Here is a 16,993-nt window from a genome sequence, read left to right as displayed (position 1 = left end):
GCTTCACTTTCATTACGCAAACAAAAACGGCGCGGTTTTCACCGCGCCGTCTTCACTTCAACTACTTCATATCACCGCATTTACGGCACCAGCGGCTTGCCCGCCTCCTGCTTTGCCTTCACGATTTGCGTGACCTTGTCGATCATCGAGAGGCGATAAGCGGTAGCCGGATGCAGCGCCGTGTAGCCGTTGGGCACGCTGGCCGGATACTGGTCGGCCAGGCGCTTCCAGAACGCCGGCACGTTGTCGATGCTGTAGCCGGCGCGCGCCAGCAGGTACAGCGAGAGCGTATCGGCAGCTGCATCCAGGTCTTGCGGATAGACGCGGATGCCGGCAGTGCCGGCCGTGGTGGTCGGGTCCGGATGTGGCAGCAGCAGGTTGTCGATCACTTCGGCAATCGTCGAAACCATGCGCTGGCGGATGGCGTGGCCGAGGATGTTGTGCGCCATCTCCTTGGCGATCAGGTAGGCCAGTTCATCATCGGACTGGGTGAACTTGAGCATGCCGCGGGTAATGAGCACGCGGCGGCCATCGGCATAGGTGTTCACGTTGTCGGCATTGCCCAGCTCGATGCTGAAGGCGCAGGCGAAGGTCAGCGGCACATTGACGGTGGTGTTCTGGCCGTTGCGCTGCACGCCCAGCGCAATGGGGGCCTTCTTGACCACCAGCGGACTCAGCAGCACGGCGGCCTGGCGTTCGGCATCGGTGCCTTGCGGCATCGGCTTGCCTGCCACCGAGATCAGGAAGTCGCCCCGCTGGATGCCAGCCTGGGCAGCACCGCTGCCGGGCAGCACGCCGGTGACCTGCAGGCGGTCGTCGTAGCCCAGGCTACGCGCGGTTTCTGCATATTCGATGGGGAAGGAATAACGGTTCTTGGCGGTGAAGCCCAGCAGGTTGCGGGCATTGCCACGGCAGAGCTGGGCGTTGCTGGTCAACAGCGGTGCAGCGACGCGGTAGAGCCGGTCCTGCTGCGCGATCAGTTCGCGCAATTGTGCCTGCTGGGGATTGTCGGCCACCGGGCGCGGGGCCTGGGTCGTCGTGGTCACCGGTTTGGACGGCGTGGTGGTGACCGGTCCGGGTTCCTGGGTGGCGCAGGCGGCCAGGAAGGCCAGCGGGGCCAGGACGGCGAGGGTTTTCAGTTTCTGCCACTGGGGCAGGGGGGATACGAGCATGCGGTTCTCCATCAGTGTTTGCCTGTGCTGCCGAAACCACCGGCGCCGCGTTCGCTGCTGTCGAATTCATCTACCACATTGAAGCCGACCTGCAGTACCGGCACGATCACCAGCTGCGCCAGGCGTTCCATGGGGTTTAGGACAAACTCGGTACTGCCGCGGTTCCACGTCGAGATCATCAACTGGCCCTGGTAATCCGAATCGATCAGCCCGACCAGGTTGCCCAGCACGATCCCATGCTTGTGCCCCATGCCGCTGCGCGGCAGGATCACGGCCGCGTAATTCGGATCGGCCAGGTGGATCGCCAGTCCGGTCGGGATCAGGTGCGTGGAACCCGGCGCCAGGGTCAGCGGCGCATCGATGCAGGCCCGCAGGTCCAGGCCGGCGCTGCCAGGGGTGGCGTAGGCAGGCAGTTGGTCTTTCATGCGGGGGTCGAGGATCTTGATGTCGATGGTCTTCATGATGCGTAATCGGATTCAAATACAAAACGTACGGAAACGTACAAAAGACACGGCCCGCAAGAGGCGGGCCGTGCACCGTCAGGCCGCCATGCGGCGCGCGATCTCGCGTACCAGCTGGCGGGCCAGGGTCTGCTTGTCCGCACGGGGCAGGGCGCTGTGGCCCTGGGCGTCGAACAGCATGAGCGCGTTGTCATCGCGGCCAAAGGTCTGGTGGCCGATATTGCCGACCAGCAGCGGAATGTTCTTGCGGATGCGCTTGGCCGCGCCGTATTGCTCCAGGTTCTCCGATTCGGCCGCAAAGCCCACGCAGTAGGGACGCTGGGGCAGGGCGGCAACGGTGGCCAGGATGTCGGGATTCTGGACGAATTCCAGTTGCGGGGTATCGTTTTCGTCCTGTTTCTTCAGTTTCTGCTCGCTGGCATTGGCCACGCGCCAGTCAGCGACGGCCGCAACGGCGACGAACAGGTCTTTTTCCTTCACATGGGCTAATACCGCCTCATGCATCTGCAGGGCCGTCTGCACATCCACGCGCTGCACGCCATAAGGCGTCTCCAGCGCCGTCGGGCCGGAGACCAGGGTGACTTCCGCACCCGCTTCGCGGGCAGCACGCGCAATCGCGTAGCCCATCTTGCCGGAAGACAGATTGGTGATGCCGCGCACCGGATCGATGGGCTCGAAGGTCGGCCCGGCCGTCAGCAGCACGCGGCGGCCCGCCAGCAGCTTGGGCTGGAAGGCCGCGACGATCTCCTCCAGCAATTGCGCCGGCTCCAGCATGCGGCCTTCGCCGACTTCGCCACAGGCTTGCGCGCCCGCATCCGGGCCCAGCAGCAGGATGCCGTCGTCGCGGATCTGGCGCACGTTGCGCTGGGTGGCCGGGTTCTGCCACATCTCCACGTTCATGGCCGGGGCCACCATCAGCGGTACCCGCGCCGGACGCGCCACGCACAGGGTCGAGAGCAGGTCGTCGCAATGCCCGTGGGCCAGCTTGGCGATAAAGTCTGTGGAGCAGGGCACGATGACCACCGCATCGGCATCGCGGGTGAGATTGATGTGCGGCATGTTGTTGTCCATGCGCGCATCCCATTGGTCGGTATAGACCGGGTTGCCGGTCAGGGCCTGCATGGTGACGGCGGTCATGAAGTGCGTGGCCGCCTCGGTCATCACCACGTGCACCGTGGCACCGGTGCGGCCCAGTTCGCGCGCCAGCATGGCGGCCTTGTAGCAGGCCACGCCGCCGGTCAGGCCCAATACGATTTTCTTGCCAGCCAGATCCATTGTTTGCTCCCGGAATGCGGCGTACCGCAGGCGTGTTCAGACTTGCGGACTTGCCTTACTTCTTGGAGACGCGGCGCAGTTCGTCCACGACGAACAATACCGCACCCACGCAGATCGCACTATCGGCCAGGTTGAAGGCCGGCCAGTGCCAGTTGCCGACGTAGACGTCGAGGAAGTCGATCACGTGGCCATACACCACGCGGTCGATCACGTTGCCGATCGCGCCACCCAGGATCAGGGCCAGGGCCCAGCAGAACATGCGTTGGCCGGGATGCTTGCGCAGCAGGTGGATGATGAACACCGCCGCACCGATGCCGATGGCGGTGAACAGATAACGCTGCCAGCCACCGCTGGCGGCCAGGAAACTGAAGGCCGCGCCCTTGTTGTAGACCAGCACCAGGTTGAAGAAACCGGTCACCGGCACCGACTCGCCATAGTGGAACAGTTTCAGGATGGTGATCTTGGTGAGCTGGTCCAGCAGCAGCACGATGGTGGCGATGCCCAGCCAGGGCAAGAGCCCTTGGGTGGTGGACGAAGAACCGGAAGAGGAGGAGCGCTTTTTGGTTGCCATGGATGTTCTTGTTGGAGTGGACGGCCCGCTGCATTCAAGTGCAGCGGGCCGCTAGCAAGGCCGTCCCGCCCGTATCAGGCGAACAGGCGCTTTTCGCCCTGGCCGAACAGGTTGCTGTAGCAGCGACCGCACAGGCCCGGATGATCGGCATGAGACCCGACATCGGCGCGATAGTGCCAGCAACGTTCACATTTCTGATGCGCCGACGGCGTGACCACCACCGCTTCCTCTTCCACCGTGGCCACCGGGGTGACGCGGGCAGCCGAGGTGATGAGGACGAACTTCAGGTCATCGCCCAGGCTTTCCAGCAGGGCCGCCTTGTCGCCGGCGACCTTCAGTTCCACTTCCGCCTGCAGGGAGGAACCGATGCTGCCGGCGATACGCACTTCTTCCAGCTGCTTGGTGACCGCTGCGCGCACTTCGTGCAGCACCGCGAACTTGTCCAGCAGGGCCTGTGCATCGGCCACTTCCGGCAGGGCGTAATAGACCTGCGAGAAGATGGTTTCGCCGCTGGCCTCGAAGGCGTCCTTGCCGGCAAAGAAGCGCCAGGCTTCTTCGGCCGTGAAGGACAGGATCGGTGCCATCAGGCGCAACAGCGACTGCGTGATGTGCCACACGGCGGTCTGGGCCGAGCGGCGTGCGGCCGACTCCACGCCGCTGGTGTAGAGGCGGTCCTTCAGGATGTCCAGGTAGAAGCCGCCCAGGTCTTCCGAGCAGTACATCTGCAGCTTGGCCACCACCGGGTGGAATTCATAGGTCTCGAAGTGCGCCAGCACCTCCGCCTGCAGGCGCGCCATGTTGGCGATCGCATAGCGGTCGATTTCCAGCATCTCGGCCACCGGCACGGCGTGTTGTGCAGGATCGAAGTCGGAGGTGTTGGCCAGCAGGAAGCGCAGGGTGTTGCGGATGCGGCGGTAGGCTTCCACCACGCGCTTGAGGATCTCGTCCGAGATCGACAGCTCGCCCGAATAGTCGGTCGAGGCCACCCACAGGCGCAGGATTTCCGCGCCCAGCGAATCCGAGACCTTCTGCGGCGCGACCACGTTGCCCTTGGACTTGGACATCTTCTTGCCCTCGCCATCGACCACGAAGCCGTGCGTGAGCAGGGCCTTGTAGGGCGCGCGGCCATTGAGCATCGACGAGGTCAGCAGCGACGAGTGGAACCAGCCGCGATGCTGGTCCGAGCCTTCCAGGTAGAGGTCGGCCGGGAACTGCGACTGCTGTGCGTGCGAGCCGCGCAGCACGGTCTGGTGGGTGGTGCCGGAATCGAACCAGACGTCCAGCGTGTCGCGGTTCTTGAGGTAGTGCTCGGCTTCGTCACCCAGCAATTCCTTGGGATCCAGGGCCTGCCAGGCTTCGATGCCGCTCTTCTCGATGCGTTGGGCGACCTGCTCGATCAGCTCCGGCGTACGCGGATGCAGTTCACCCGTTTCCTTGTGCACGAAGAAGGCCATCGGCACGCCCCACTGGCGCTGGCGCGACAGGGTCCAGTCCGGACGGTTGGCGATCATGCCGTGCAGGCGCGCCTTGCCCCAGCCGGGGAAGAAGGCGGTGTCCTCGATGCCTTGCAGCGCGGTCTGGCGCAGGCTGGGGCCGCCGTCCTTGGGCGTGTTGTCCATGCTGGCGAACCACTGCGAGGTGGCGCGATAGACGATGGGGGTCTTGTGGCGCCAGCAGTGCATGTAGCTGTGGTCGAACATGACCAGCTTGAACAGCGAACCCACTTCTTCCAGCTTGCCGCAGATGGGCTTGGAGGCTTCCCAGATGGTCAGGCCGGCAAACAGCGGCAGCCAGGAGGCATAGCGGCCATCGCCCATGACCGGGTTGAGGATGTCGTCGTCCTTCATCCCGTGCGCCTTGCAGGAGATGAAGTCTTCGATACCGTAGGCCGGTGCCGAGTGCACGATGCCGGTACCGCTGTCGGCGGTCACGTATTCACCCAGGTAGATCGGCGACAGGCGGTCATAGCCGGCATCGGCCTTGGCCAGCGGATGATGGAAGCGGATCAGGGACAGCTTCTCGCCGGTGGTGGTGGCGATGATCTTGCCTTCCAGGCCGAAGCGCTGCAGGCAGGATTCCACCAGGTCCTTGGCCAGGATCAGCAAGGTGGCTTCGCCGTTGCGGCTGGTCTCGACCAGCGCGTACTCGAATTCCGGATGGACGTTCAACGCCTGGTTGGACGGGATGGTCCAGGGCGTGGTGGTCCAGATGACGATGTAGCCGTTGCGGGTCGGCAGGTCGGCCAGGCCGAAGGCGGTGGCGATCTTGTCGTGTTCGGCAAAGGGGAAGCCGACATCGATGGCCGGGTCGCGCTTGTCCTGGTATTCCACTTCAGCTTCGGCCAGCGCCGAGCCGCAGTCGAAGCACCAGTTCACGGGCTTCAGGCCGCGATAGACGTAACCCTTCTCCAGGATCGTGCCGAGCGCGCGCAGCTCGTCGGCTTCGTTGGAGAAGTTCATGGTCTTGTAGGGGTTGTCCCACTCGCCGAGCACGCCCAGGCGGATGAAGTCGGCCTTCTGGCGTTCGATCTGCTCACCCGCGTAGGCGCGCGCCTTGGCCTGCACTTCGGCCACCGGCAGGTTCTTGCCGAACTGCTTTTCGATCTGGATCTCGATGGGCATGCCGTGGCAATCCCAGCCCGGCACGTATTGGGCGTCGAAGCCGGCCATGTTGCGGGCCTTGACGATCATGTCCTTCAGGATCTTGTTGACGGCGTGGCCGATGTGGATGTCACCGTTGGCATACGGCGGGCCGTCATGCAGGATGAATTTCGGGCGGCCGGCCGAGGCCTTGCGGATGCGCTCGTAGACCTTCTTTTCCTGCCATTCCTTGACCCATTGCGGCTCGCGCTTGGCGAGGTCGCCGCGCATCGGGAAGCCGGTTTCGGTCATGTTGACCGGATACTTGGAGGGGGCCTTGCCGGCTTTTTCCGGTTTGCCGGGCTTGGCGGAGGATTCGTTGTTGGACATGACAAAGCTTTCGTTGAATGCAGGTTGATTCAGGGGGCCCGGCAAGGCGTCACAAGCAGGGCGCGTTGCGGCAGGCAGGATGCAGGATGGGGCGGCTGGACAGCTGCGGGAGCGGGGCTCCGGCAACCGCCCAGCGTTCAAATTCGGTCGGTGGCCGAGACGGCGAAGCCGGCGTTTTCACGGAACCAGGCGCGGGCATTGTCCACGTCACGGGCAATGGCCGTGGTCAGCGTAGGCAGGTCGACATACTTTTCTTCGTCGCGCAGCTTCTTGAGGAATTCCACCCGCACCAGCTTGCCGTAGCAATCGCCCTTGAAATCGAGCAGGTGCGTTTCCAGCAGTACCCGGCCGCTGTCGTCCACCGTCGGGCGCACGCCCAGGCTGGCCACGGCCGGCAAGGGCTGCTCGGCCAGTCCGTGCACCTGCACTACGAAGATGCCCGAAAGCGCCGGACGCTTGTGGCCCACGCGCATGTTCAGCGTCGGGAAACCGATGGTGCGCCCCAGTTTCTTGCCGTGCACGACCCGGCCGCTGATGACATAGGGATGGCCCAGCAACTGCTGCGACAGGGTGAAATCGCCTTCGGCCAGCGCCGCGCGCACGGCCGAAGAGGAGATGCGCACACCGGCATTGGTCACCGTGGGCAGGGCATGGACCTCGAAGCCATACTGCTTGCCGGCCGCGATCAGGGTATCGAGCGTGCCGGCGCGGCGCGCGCCGAAGCAGAAGTCGTCACCGACCATCAGCCAGCGCACGTGCAGGCCCTGCACCAGGATCTTCTCGATGAAGTCCTGCGGGGAGAGGGCGGCGAAATGGCTGCCGAAATGCTCCACCACCACGCGGTCGATGCCGGAATTGGAGAGCGCTTCAAGCTTGTCGCGCAGGTTGGCGATACGCGCCGGGGCGCGTTCGGGGGTGCCGGCCAGCTGGGCGAAGAATTCACGCGGATGCGGCTCGAAAGTCATCACCGCCGCGTCCAGCCCCAGTTTGGCGGCGGCCTCGCGCACGCGCGCCAATAGGGCCTGGTGGCCCAGATGCACGCCGTCGAAATTGCCGATGGTCAGCGCGCACGGGGCGCGCGATTCGGCTGTGGGAAGTCCGCGAAATACCTTCATTGAGCCGCTGGAAAGATGCGCTGTTGCAAAAGCCTTCCATTATAAATGGTTTCGGAGGCTTTCCTTGATTTGGTGGCGGCTTGGCACGGATCAAGCCGCCTGAAGCGGACAGGCAGCGCAGTTTTTCATATTTCACCAGGGAAATGTTGACAAACTTTCATATGAAAGTTTCTTCCCGGCAGCGTCAGCGGGCCAGCGCCGCTTCGGGCTCCTGGAGCTGGCGTGCCTCGGCCAGCATCCAGATGGTGATCTTTCTGACTTCCAGCTTGCTCTGGGTGATATGGGCGCGCAGCAGGATCTGCGCTTCGGTGGCCTTGCGCTTGGCGATCAGTTGCAGGATCTTGCCGTGTTCCTCGTAGGTGGCTTCGATGCGCTTCTTCTTGAGGAAGTCCAGGCGACGCACGATGCGGATCTTTTCCGTCACCTCGGTATGCACCCGGGTCATCTCCACATTGCCGGCGGCGGCCACCAGGTTGGTGTGGAAGGCTTCGTCCAGCTCCGCCACCTTGACGGCATCGGTATGGCGCGCTTCGGGTTCGGCCAGCCAGATGGCGTTCAACTGCTCCAGTTCTGCCGTCGGCTCCTGCTGGCTGCAGAGTTTCTCCAGCGCGGCCATCTCCAGCACGATGCGCAGGTCATAGAGATTGTCGAGGCGGTCGAAGTCGATCGGGCAGACCTTCCAGCCACGCCGGAATCCCACTTCCAGATAGCCCTCGCGCTGCAGCCTGAACAGCGCATCCCGCAAGGGCGTGCGCGAGACGCCCTGGCGCTGGGCCATCTCGGTCTCGGTGAAATTGTCCCCGGGCAGCAGGCGGAAACTGAAGATGTCGTCCTTGATCCGGTGATAGACCTGTTCGGCGAGCGGGTTGGCGACGGTGACGGTCATGGTGCGGGCATTCTGGTTCGAGGGGGCTGCGGACTCATGCCATCAGGCTGACATGGGCGGCGACGATGCGCCAGCCTTCGTCCATGCGCACCCAGGTCTGCATCTGGCGGCCGATACGATCGGACGTATGGTCGGTGAATTCGGTGGAGACCGTAGCATAGTCGCTGCCGAAGGTGGTGACAACGGTGCGATGCAGCTTGCGCGAGGCCGGCACCGGTGTGCAGGTCTTGCGGTACTGGCGGATCGCCTCGCCGCCCAGCAGCACTTCGCCCACGCCGTAGCGCACCGTTTCGGGGGCATACCAGAACCAGCGGTCCAGGGCCGGGATGTCGTTGATGAGCAGGGCGTATTCGTAATCCGTAAACGCTTGTTCGACCTCGGCCACCACGTGGGGCAGGTTCACTTGCATCATGGCGTTTCTCCGGTATAGGCGGCCACGGCGCTGTGCAGCTGCGCCAGCGGCGTGCGCCAGCCGACGATGCCGCCCTGGGCGGTCAGCATCTCCAGCGTGGCGCGATGAAATTCAGGGAAGTAACTGGCGCAGGCATCTTCCACCACCAGGCATTCATAGCCGCGGTCATTGGCCTCGCGCATCGAGGTCTGCACGCACACTTCCGTAGTGACGCCGGCCACCAGAAGGTGAGTGATGCCGCGCTCCTGCAATTGTGCGTGCAGGTCGGTGGCGTAGAAGGCCCCCTTGCCCGGTTTGTCGATGACGATCTCGCCATCCAGGGCAGCCAACTGCGGCAGGATCTGGTTGCCGGGTTCGCCCCGCACCAGGATCCGGCCCATCGGCCCGACATCGCCGATGCCCAGCGCCGGGTTGCCGCGCAGGCGCTTGGCGCGCGGACAGTCCGAGAGATCCGGCAGGTGCGATTCACGCGTGTGGACCACCAGCATCTGCGCCTGGCGCGCCAGCGCCAGCAGGGCCGCCACGGTCGGCACGATCGCGCCCAGGGGCCGCACATCGTTGCCCAGCGCACTGCCGAAGCCGCCTTCTTCCACGAAGTCGCGCTGCATGTCGATGACCACCAGCGCGGTGCTGCGCGGATGGAACTGATAGGGATAGGGGAAGGCGTCGATACGGATCATGCGGCCTCGGCGTGGGTAGATTGTTCGGAGTGGCCCGCCATCCAGCGGCCCAGGGCGGCGCGGTCCGCTCCTTGCGTGGCCACGTCCTGCGCCACGTGCACGATGCGGCCCTCGGTCATCACCAGGATGCGGTCGGACAGTTCCAGCAGTTCGTCCAGGTCTTCGCTCACCAGCAGCACGGCCGCGCCGCGTGCGCGCGCTTGCAGCAGACGTGCGTGGATATCGGCCACCGAGGCGAAGTCCAGTCCGAAGACCGGATTGGCGACGATGAGCACATTGGCCGCGCCTGCATCGCCCTCTTCGCCGAGCTCACGCGCCAGCACGGCGCGCTGCACGTTGCCGCCGGAGAGCGTGCCGATGGGGCGTTCCGGTGCGGGCGGCTTGACGTTGAAGGCCGCGATCAGGGATTGCGCCTGGCGCTTCATGGCGCTGCGGTCGACGCGCCAGCCGCCGCGCTTGAAGGGGGCGACATCGAAATTGCGCAGCGCCATGTTCTCGGCCACGCTCATGCCTGCGATGCAGGCGTTGCGCAAGGGTTCTTCCGGTAGCGCGAAGACACGCAGCCGTCGCATCTCCTCACGCGTGGCGGCATAGGGCGCATCCTCGATGCGGATCTCGCCCAGCAGGTGGCGACGCTGGCCCAGCAGGGCTTCCACCAGTTCCTTCTGGCCATTGCCGGAGATGCCGGCCAGGCCCACGATTTCACCACGCTTCACTTGCAGCGAGAGGCCCCGCACGGCAGCCACGCCGCGGTCGTTGTTGACGGTCAGTTCCTTCACTTCGAGCCCGAAGCTGGCGTCTGCTGGCACTGCGGGACGCTCCACCTGCGTTTTCTCGGCGCGGGCGTGGCCCATCATCCAGTGCGCCAGGGCATCCGGCGTCGTCTCGGAAACCCGGGCACTGCCGACCATGCGACCCTTGCGCAAAACCGTCACATCGTCCGCATAGGCAGTCACTTCGTGGAACTTGTGGGTGATCATCAGCACCGTCAGTTCCTGCTGGCGGGTGAGGGCATGCATGAGTCCCAGCACTTCGTCGGCTTCCTGCGGTGTCAGTACCGAGGTCGGTTCATCGAGGATCAGGAAACGGCGGCGCAGATAGAGCTGCTTGAGGATTTCCAGTTTCTGCTTTTCGCCCGCGGAGAGGCTGCTCACCGCGCGCTCCAGCCCGAGTTTGAAGGGCATGCGCGCCATGAACTCCTCCAGCACAGCGCGCTCGCTGCGCCAGCGGATACGCCAGGGAAGATCGCCGCGTGCCAGCAGCAGGTTCTCGGCCACGGTCAGGCTGGGGGCCAGCGTGAAGTGCTGGTAGACCATGCCGATGCCGAGCTGGTTGGGTACGCGCGCACTGCGGATCTCCACCTCGCGGCGGTCAGCCACGATGCTGCCCTGGTCCAGCGGGCTGTAGCCGACCAGGCCCTTGACCAGCGTGCTCTTGCCCGCACCGTTCTCCCCCAGCAGCGCGTGGATGGTGCCGGCACGGATCTTCAGTGACACCTCATCGAGCGCGCGAAAGCTGCCGAAGGATTTGCCGGCATTGATGATCTCCAGCTCCAGGGCGTGCATGTCAGGCCCCGATCACATCGATCAGTGCGGCCGCATCGGAGACCGCGCCGAACACGCCACCCTGCATCTTGATCATCGACAGCGCCGCCAGGTGGTTGTTGTGGTCGGTCGCGCCGCAGCAGTCCGAGAGCATCACGCATTCGAAGCCACGATCATTGGCTTCGCGCATGGTGGTATGCACGCAGACATCGGTGGTGATGCCGGTGAGCACGATGTTGCGGATGCCGCGCGTGTGCAGGATCATTTCCAGGTCGGTGGCGCAGAAGGAACCCTTGCCCGGTTTGTCGATGATGATCTCACCGGCCATGGGGGCCAGTTCGGGAATGATTTCCCAGCCCGGTTCGCCGCGCACCAGGATGCGGCCACAGGGACCGGCGTCGCCGATGCCCACGCCGTTGGTGCCGATCTGGCGCGAGCGCCAGCGCTTGTTGGCCGGCAGGTCGGACAGGTCGGGACGATGGCCTTCGCGGGTATGGATGATGGTATAGCCGCCGGCACGCATGGCGGCCAGCACTTTCTTGATCGGTTCGATGGGCGCGCGCGTGAGCGAGAGGTCATAGCCCATCTTGTCGACGTAGCCGCCGATGCCGCAGAAGTCGGTCTGCATGTCGATGACGATGAGCGCGGTATTGGCCGGGGTCAGGGCGCCGTCATAGGGCCAGGGATAGGGTTCGGCCTGGATGTAGCGTTCGGACATGGTTTCTCCTTGGGGCAAGTGGATTTATCGGGTCAGGCTCAGTTCGCCCGGCGCACTCGAGAGCGTGCGGTCAGGCCGGCAGGTGAGGATCATGATCAAGAGCGTGAGCGCATACGGTGCGGCGTTGAAGAGGTAATAGCCGGAGGTCACGCCCACCGCCTGCAAGGCCGGCCCCAGTGCGCCGGCGGCCCCGAACAGGAGTGCGGCCAGCAGGCAGCGCCACGGCTGCCAGCGCGCAAAGATCACCAGCGCCACGGCCATGAGTCCCTGGCCGCTGGAAAGTCCCTCATTCCAGCTGCCGGGGTAATAGAGCGACAGGTAGGCACCGCCGATGGCAGCCAGGAAACCGCCTGCGGCCGTGGCCGCAATGCGCGTGCCGGTGAGGCGGTAACCGAGCGCGCGAGCGGTCTCGGCGTGGTCGCCCACCAGCCGCAAGGCCAGCCCCCAGCGCGTGGCCGACAGGCCCCACTGCAGCACCAGTGCGAGCGCCACGCCGATGAAGAACAGCGCATTGATCTGCAGTGCATGGTGCAGGCGGTCATTGCTGCTCCATGCACCCAGATCGATGGAGGGCAGCATCGGTGCCTGCGGCTGGATGAAAGGCTTGCCGAGGAAGAAGGCCAGGCCTGTCCCCAACAGCATGAGCGCGATGCCGAAGGCGATATCGTTCACGCGCGGCAGCGAGCACACCACGCCGTGCAGTACCCCCAGCAAGAGTCCGGCGCAGCCCGCCGCCAGCACGCCCAGCCAGGCCGAGCCGCTGTAGAAGGAGGCCGCGTAGCCGGTCATGGCACCGCAGACCAGGATGCCTTCCAGGCCCAGGTTCACGCGTCCGCCTTTTTCAGTCAGGCATTCGCCGAGGCTCACGAAGAGAAACGGTGTCCCCACCCGGATCGCGCCCGCAAAGAGCGCCAGCAGCAGGGTGGTGAGATCGATGTCATGCATGGCCGGCCTCCTTGGCGGGGATGACTTGCGCCTGTTGCTGCCAGCGCAGCTTGAGCGCGGACAGACGCCCGGTAATGGCTTCCCAGGCCAGCAGGTTGCAGAACAGCAGGCCCTGCAGGACCAGCGTGGTGGCGTCCGGCAGGTCCAGCCGCCGCTGCAGCAGGCTGCCGCTGGCTTCCACGCCACCGATGACGAGCGCGCAGACGATGATGGCCAGCGGATTCTGGCGCGCCGCAAAGGCCACCAGGATGCCCGAGAAACCGTACCCGGCCAGCAGCGCACTGGTGGCGCTACCCTGCACGGCACTGACTTCGAACATGCCTGCCAGTCCCGCTGCCGCACCACCGAGGGCGCAGGCCGTCAGGATAAGTCGATTGACCGGCAAGCCCACCAGCCGCGCGGTACGGACATTGCCGCCAACCACGCCCATGGCGAACCCGGAGACGCTATGGCGCAGGAACACCCAGGCCGCCACGCAGGCCAGCGCACCCCAGGCCAGGCCCCAATGCACTTCCAGTCCCGGCAGCGAACCCACCAGATAAGGATCGGGCAGGGGCAGGGTAGAGGGTTTGTTGAGACTGGCCGGATCACGCAGCGGCCCCTCCACCAGATGCTTGAAGACCGCCACTGCGAGATAGGACAGCAGCAGGCTGGAGATGGTCTCATTGACCCCGCGCCATTGGCGCAGACCGCCGCACAGCGCGATCCACAGACCGCCGGCCAGTATCGCCGCCAGTGCCATGACGGCCAGCATTACCGGCGAAGGCAGTGCCGGCAGCAGTTGCGGCATCACTGCCGCCGCCAGTCCGCCCAGCGCCAGTGCACCTTCCCCGCCGATGACGATGAGGCCCACGCGCGCCGGCAAGGCCACGCACAGCGCCGTCAACAGCAGGGGCGCGGCGCGCTGCAGGGTGTTCTGCCAGGCAAACAGGGTACCGAACGCGCCCTGGAAGATCAGCAGGCAAGCCTCGCCCGCCGGCTTGCCCTGCACCAGCAGGAACAGCACGAACAGCAGCAGCGTCCCGGCCAGCGCGCACAGCGTGGGCAGGGCCGGCGCGCTGCCGTTGAGCAGCGCCGAACGCAAGCGGTGCCAGGGTGAGGTGGCGGCAGCCGCCACCCCGGGAGCGGGGAGGGATGTCATGAGACCGTCCTGCATCAAGGATCAGCAATCAGACCTGGCCGACCACGCCGGCCACCAGGTAATTCATCTTCTCCAGCGCCACGTCGGTCTGGACCTGGGTGGTGCCGGCCGGGATCACGGTATTGCCCTTGTTGTCCTTGATCGGTCCCTTGAAGATCTGGAACTTGCCGGCCAGCATCTGCGCCTTGATCTCGTCGGCCTTCTTCTTGGCCGGTGCGCTCACGGCTGCGCCATAGGGCGACATCTTGACGAAGTCGTCCTTCAGGCCACCGCGCAGGAAGTTGATCATCGGCTTGCCTTCCAGCGTGGCCTTGACGATCTCGGTGTAGGGCGTGGCCCAGTTCCACTCGGCACCGGTGAGGTAGCCCTTGGGCGCCAGCGAGGCCTGGCTGGCGTGGTAGCCGGTGGTCATGATGCCGCGCTTCTCGGCCGTCTCCACGATCACCTTGGGACCATCGACGTGACAGGTGATGACATCGCAACCCTGGTCGATGAGGCTGTTGGCGGCTTCGGCTTCCTTGACCGGCAGCGACCAGTCACCGGTAAAGATGACGTGGCAGGTGATGGACGGATCGACCGACTGCGCGCCCAGGGTGAAGGCGTTGATGTTGCGCAGGACCTGCGGAATCGGCTTGGCGGCGATGAAGGCCAGCTTCTTGCTCTTGCTCATGTGGCCGGCCACCACGCCCGAGAGGTATTCGCACTCTTCGATGTAGCCGAAGAAGCTGCCCACGTTCATGGGATGCTTGCCGGCGGTCCACAGGCCGCCACAGTGGGCGATGCGCACCTTGGGATATTTTTCTGCAATCTTGAGGACGTGCGGATCGAAGTAGCCGAAGGAAGTCGGGAAGAGCAGGGTCGCGCCATCCTGCTGGATCATGGCTTCCATGGTCTTTTGCACGGCCACGGTCTCGGGCACTTTTTCTTCCTCGATCACCTTCACGCCGGGCATCTTCTTGATGATGGCGGCAGCCTGCGCATGCGACTGGTTGTAGCCGAAGTCGTCGCGCGCGCCGACGTAGATGAAGCCAACGGTCAGCGGGCCTGCGGCCAGCAGTTCCAGCGGGAAGGCAGCGCCCAGTGCGGCAGCTCCGGACAGTTTCAGAAAATCGCGGCGGTTTTGCATGTTGTTGCTCCAGTGTGATCGTGGATGGTTGGGGTGGGGCGATATCTCGTGATGACAATCATTGACTGCTCTGGCCAGATGCACCATTTGGCCGTTCGACCTGAGTAGGCCCGCCAGGGCCGTATCGAAGGCGCTCGCAGGTGATTTACCTGAGCTGCGCCTTCGATACGCGGCCATGCCGCTACTCAGGACGAACGGGAGTCAGGGCGCAGCCTTGGTCGGGACTATTTTTCTTGCACATTCCGGTTTCCCTGCTTGGATAGGAAAAACATTTACGACAGCGTCAGTGAACCGGGGGCCTGCATGCGCGCCGGCTTGCGCACTTCGCGCTGGAAGATTTCCATGGACAGTTTCTTGGCCGCGATGAAGCCGGGCTGCGACAGCGTCTCTACCGTGCGGGGCCGTGGATCCTGGTAATGCAAGATGTCTGCCACCGCCGTCGGGCGCTTGGTCAGCAGCAGGATCTGGTCGGCCAGGTAGACCGCCTCTTCCAGGTCGTGCGACACCAGCACCATGGTGGTGCCGGTCTGCAAAAAGACTTGCTGCAGTTTCTCGCGGATGAACAGTGTCATCTCAAAATCCAGCGCCGAGAAAGGTTCGTCGAGGAACAGCACCTCCGGCCCCGGTGCCAGGGCACGCATGATGGAGGCGGTCTGCTGCTGGCCGCCCGAGAGTTCATAGGGATAGCGCATCAGGTCGAACTTGACGTCGAAGGACGCCACCAGTTCATCGACGCGGTGCTTGATCTCGGCCTTGGACTTGCCCTCCAGCTTCAAGGGATAGGCGATGTTGTCGATGGTGCGCAGCCAGGGGAACATGGCATCGCGGTAGTTCTGGAACACATAGCCGATCTTGGTCTGCGCCAGCGATTTGCCATCGAACAGGATCTCTCCGGCATCGATGGGAATGAGCCCGGCGATCATGTTGATGAGCGTGGACTTGCCGCAGCCATTGGGCCCGAAGACGGAGACGATCTGGTGCTTGGGGATGTCGAGGTCGAAGTTTTCATACAGGGGCCAGCCAGCAAAATACTTGGTCAGGCCGCGAATGGTGATGTGGGTGCCTGGCGGCCCTGGAACGAAGGGCGTTTCCGGGGGCAGGTCTACTTTGGGGCTGATCACGACGCTCATCTTCCGCTCCAGTGCACGATGCGTTTTTCAATGACGATGAAGACCACGTTGAGGGCATAGCCCAGCGCGCCTGCCGAGAGGATGGCGGCGTACATCTCGCGCACGTTCAAAACCTGCTGGGTATCGATGATGCGGTGGCCCAGGCCGTTTTCGGAGCCGATGAACATCTCCGCCACGATCACGATCACCAGTGCCATCGAGACCGCGCTGCGCAGGCCGACGAAGCTGGCTTGCAGGCTTTCCCAGATCAGCACGTCGCAGAAGATGCGCCAGCGCGAAGCGCCCATCACCTTGGCCGCCATCACCCGCTGCTTGCGCGCATTGAGCACGCCATAAGCGCTGTTGAAGAGCACGATAAGGAAAGCACCGAAAGCTGCGATGGCGACCTTGTTGATGTCGGAGACGCCGAAGATCAGCAGGAACAGCGGGATCAACGCGGAGGAGGGCGTGGAACGGAAAAAATCGATCAGGAATTCCACGCTGCGATAGGCGCGCTCGTTGCTGCCCAGGAGCACACCGATGGGCAGGCCCAGCACGGCGGCAATGGCAAAGGCTTCCAGCGTGCGGATCACGGTCACCGTGAAATCGAGCAGCAGCGGTCCCCCGGCCAGCCCCTTGAACATGGCCATGAGCGTGGCTTCGGGCGGCGGCAGCAGGATGGCCTTGATCCAGCCGGCCCGGACCACCAGGTCCCAGATCACGAACAGTGCGATGGGGCCGACGATGGGCAGCAGGCGGCCCAGGGCCGGGGCCTTGCGCGGCGCTTTGGGTGCTGGCGCAGCGGTGGACGCCGGGGAGGCGGGCTTGGGCGCCACGGTCACGGCAGGAGCGATGGTCTCGTTCATGAT

The 16,993-nt window shown here is 64.5% G+C and carries 16 protein-coding genes; all 16 read right to left on the bottom strand.

From position 1 onward, the window contains the following. Positions 1–80 precede the first annotated feature (80 nt). The gene (locus MKD49_RS17385) at positions 81–1,172 is read right to left on the bottom strand and encodes a M48 family metallopeptidase (RefSeq protein ID WP_199725002.1); all 1,092 of its coding nucleotides are present in this window, start codon (positions 1,170–1,172) and stop codon (positions 81–83) included. Positions 1,173–1,183: 11 nt separating this feature from the next. After that, positions 1,184–1,633, bottom strand: coding sequence for a dUTP diphosphatase (gene dut / locus MKD49_RS17380; protein ID WP_034330145.1), 450 nt, complete (start codon positions 1,631–1,633; stop codon positions 1,184–1,186). A gap of 78 nt (positions 1,634–1,711) precedes the next feature. Then, positions 1,712–2,908, bottom strand: a complete 1,197-nt coding sequence (coaBC, locus tag MKD49_RS17375) for a bifunctional phosphopantothenoylcysteine decarboxylase/phosphopantothenate--cysteine ligase CoaBC (RefSeq protein WP_121038247.1) — start codon at positions 2,906–2,908, stop codon at positions 1,712–1,714. A 55-nt stretch (positions 2,909–2,963) separates the two neighbouring features. After that, positions 2,964–3,479 carry a signal peptidase II gene (lspA, locus tag MKD49_RS17370; protein WP_039788672.1) on the bottom strand — a complete coding sequence of 172 codons (516 nt, stop codon included), beginning with the start codon at positions 3,477–3,479 and terminating at the stop codon, positions 2,964–2,966. A 74-nt stretch (positions 3,480–3,553) separates the two neighbouring features. Beyond that, the gene (ileS, locus tag MKD49_RS17365) at positions 3,554–6,448 is read right to left on the bottom strand and encodes an isoleucine--tRNA ligase (RefSeq protein ID WP_121038250.1); all 2,895 of its coding nucleotides are present in this window, start codon (positions 6,446–6,448) and stop codon (positions 3,554–3,556) included. Positions 6,449–6,585: 137 nt separating this feature from the next. Then, on the bottom strand, positions 6,586–7,563 hold the full coding sequence (locus MKD49_RS17360; RefSeq protein WP_252696918.1) for a bifunctional riboflavin kinase/FAD synthetase: 978 nt from the start codon (positions 7,561–7,563) through the stop codon (positions 6,586–6,588). 184 nt (positions 7,564–7,747) lie between these two features. After that, positions 7,748–8,449 carry a GntR family transcriptional regulator gene (locus MKD49_RS17355; protein WP_034330133.1) on the bottom strand — a complete coding sequence of 234 codons (702 nt, stop codon included), beginning with the start codon at positions 8,447–8,449 and terminating at the stop codon, positions 7,748–7,750. A gap of 34 nt (positions 8,450–8,483) precedes the next feature. Then, a complete protein-coding gene (gene hpxZ / locus MKD49_RS17350; protein ID WP_088755978.1) occupies positions 8,484–8,861 on the bottom strand; it encodes an oxalurate catabolism protein HpxZ in 378 nt (125 codons plus the stop codon). Continuing rightward, entirely contained in the window at positions 8,858–9,541 is a 684-nt protein-coding gene (locus tag MKD49_RS17345) for a cysteine hydrolase family protein (protein ID WP_252696917.1), read from the bottom strand. The genes hpxZ and MKD49_RS17345 overlap by 4 nt, the downstream gene beginning before the upstream one ends. Further along, positions 9,538–11,106 carry an ABC transporter ATP-binding protein gene (locus tag MKD49_RS17340; protein ID WP_252696916.1) on the bottom strand — a complete coding sequence of 523 codons (1,569 nt, stop codon included), beginning with the start codon at positions 11,104–11,106 and terminating at the stop codon, positions 9,538–9,540. The genes MKD49_RS17345 and MKD49_RS17340 overlap by 4 nt, the downstream gene beginning before the upstream one ends. A 1-nt stretch (position 11,107) precedes the next feature. Continuing rightward, positions 11,108–11,803, bottom strand: a complete 696-nt coding sequence (locus MKD49_RS17335) for a cysteine hydrolase family protein (RefSeq protein ID WP_252696915.1) — start codon at positions 11,801–11,803, stop codon at positions 11,108–11,110. 24 nt (positions 11,804–11,827) lie between these two features. Next, positions 11,828–12,748 (bottom strand): ABC transporter permease, encoded by a 921-nt coding sequence (locus MKD49_RS17330; RefSeq protein WP_034330120.1) that lies wholly within the window; start codon positions 12,746–12,748, stop codon positions 11,828–11,830. Then, positions 12,741–13,889 (bottom strand): ABC transporter permease, encoded by a 1,149-nt coding sequence (locus tag MKD49_RS17325; RefSeq protein ID WP_252696914.1) that lies wholly within the window; start codon positions 13,887–13,889, stop codon positions 12,741–12,743. The genes MKD49_RS17330 and MKD49_RS17325 overlap by 8 nt, the downstream gene beginning before the upstream one ends. Positions 13,890–13,917: 28 nt before the next feature. Next, positions 13,918–15,015, bottom strand: coding sequence for a BMP family ABC transporter substrate-binding protein (locus tag MKD49_RS17320; protein ID WP_034330116.1), 1,098 nt, complete (start codon positions 15,013–15,015; stop codon positions 13,918–13,920). A gap of 272 nt (positions 15,016–15,287) precedes the next feature. Beyond that, complete coding sequence (locus MKD49_RS17315; RefSeq protein WP_252696913.1) at positions 15,288–16,145, bottom strand: ABC transporter ATP-binding protein; 858 nt, start codon at positions 16,143–16,145, stop codon at positions 15,288–15,290. Then, entirely contained in the window at positions 16,142–16,990 is an 849-nt protein-coding gene (locus tag MKD49_RS17310; RefSeq protein ID WP_252696912.1) for an ABC transporter permease, read from the bottom strand. Before MKD49_RS17310 ends, MKD49_RS17315 begins: the two co-directional genes overlap by 4 nt. Positions 16,991–16,993: the final 3 nt, after the last annotated feature.

It is taken from the genome of Herbaspirillum sp. WGmk3 (assembly GCF_023952535.1).
GTDB classification, from domain to species: domain Bacteria; phylum Pseudomonadota; class Gammaproteobacteria; order Burkholderiales; family Burkholderiaceae_D; genus Herbaspirillum; species Herbaspirillum huttiense.
The sequence above is the reverse complement of the archived record's forward strand: the minus strand, read 5'-3'. Positions and strand labels throughout refer to the sequence as shown.

Excerpts from the sequence above, each read along its gene's own strand:
- MKD49_RS17385 (WP_199725002.1), bottom strand. The coding sequence starts at position 1,172 with ATGCTCGTATCCCCCCTGCCCCAGTGGCAGAAACTGAAAACCCTCGCC.
- dut (WP_034330145.1), bottom strand. The coding sequence starts at position 1,633 with ATGAAGACCATCGACATCAAGATCCTCGACCCCCGCATGAAAGACCAA.
- coaBC (WP_121038247.1), bottom strand. The coding sequence starts at position 2,908 with ATGGATCTGGCTGGCAAGAAAATCGTATTGGGCCTGACCGGCGGCGTG.
- lspA (WP_039788672.1), bottom strand. The coding sequence starts at position 3,479 with ATGGCAACCAAAAAGCGCTCCTCCTCTTCCGGTTCTTCGTCCACCACC.
- ileS (WP_121038250.1), bottom strand. The coding sequence starts at position 6,448 with ATGTCCAACAACGAATCCTCCGCCAAGCCCGGCAAACCGGAAAAAGCC.
- MKD49_RS17360 (WP_252696918.1), bottom strand. The coding sequence starts at position 7,563 with ATGAAGGTATTTCGCGGACTTCCCACAGCCGAATCGCGCGCCCCGTGC.
- MKD49_RS17355 (WP_034330133.1), bottom strand. The coding sequence starts at position 8,449 with ATGACCGTCACCGTCGCCAACCCGCTCGCCGAACAGGTCTATCACCGG.
- hpxZ (WP_088755978.1), bottom strand. The coding sequence starts at position 8,861 with ATGATGCAAGTGAACCTGCCCCACGTGGTGGCCGAGGTCGAACAAGCG.
- MKD49_RS17345 (WP_252696917.1), bottom strand. The coding sequence starts at position 9,541 with ATGATCCGTATCGACGCCTTCCCCTATCCCTATCAGTTCCATCCGCGC.
- MKD49_RS17340 (WP_252696916.1), bottom strand. The coding sequence starts at position 11,106 with ATGCACGCCCTGGAGCTGGAGATCATCAATGCCGGCAAATCCTTCGGC.
- MKD49_RS17335 (WP_252696915.1), bottom strand. The coding sequence starts at position 11,803 with ATGTCCGAACGCTACATCCAGGCCGAACCCTATCCCTGGCCCTATGAC.
- MKD49_RS17330 (WP_034330120.1), bottom strand. The coding sequence starts at position 12,748 with ATGCATGACATCGATCTCACCACCCTGCTGCTGGCGCTCTTTGCGGGC.
- MKD49_RS17325 (WP_252696914.1), bottom strand. The coding sequence starts at position 13,889 with ATGACATCCCTCCCCGCTCCCGGGGTGGCGGCTGCCGCCACCTCACCC.
- MKD49_RS17320 (WP_034330116.1), bottom strand. The coding sequence starts at position 15,015 with ATGCAAAACCGCCGCGATTTTCTGAAACTGTCCGGAGCTGCCGCACTG.
- MKD49_RS17315 (WP_252696913.1), bottom strand. The coding sequence starts at position 16,145 with ATGAGCGTCGTGATCAGCCCCAAAGTAGACCTGCCCCCGGAAACGCCC.
- MKD49_RS17310 (WP_252696912.1), bottom strand. The coding sequence starts at position 16,990 with ATGAACGAGACCATCGCTCCTGCCGTGACCGTGGCGCCCAAGCCCGCC.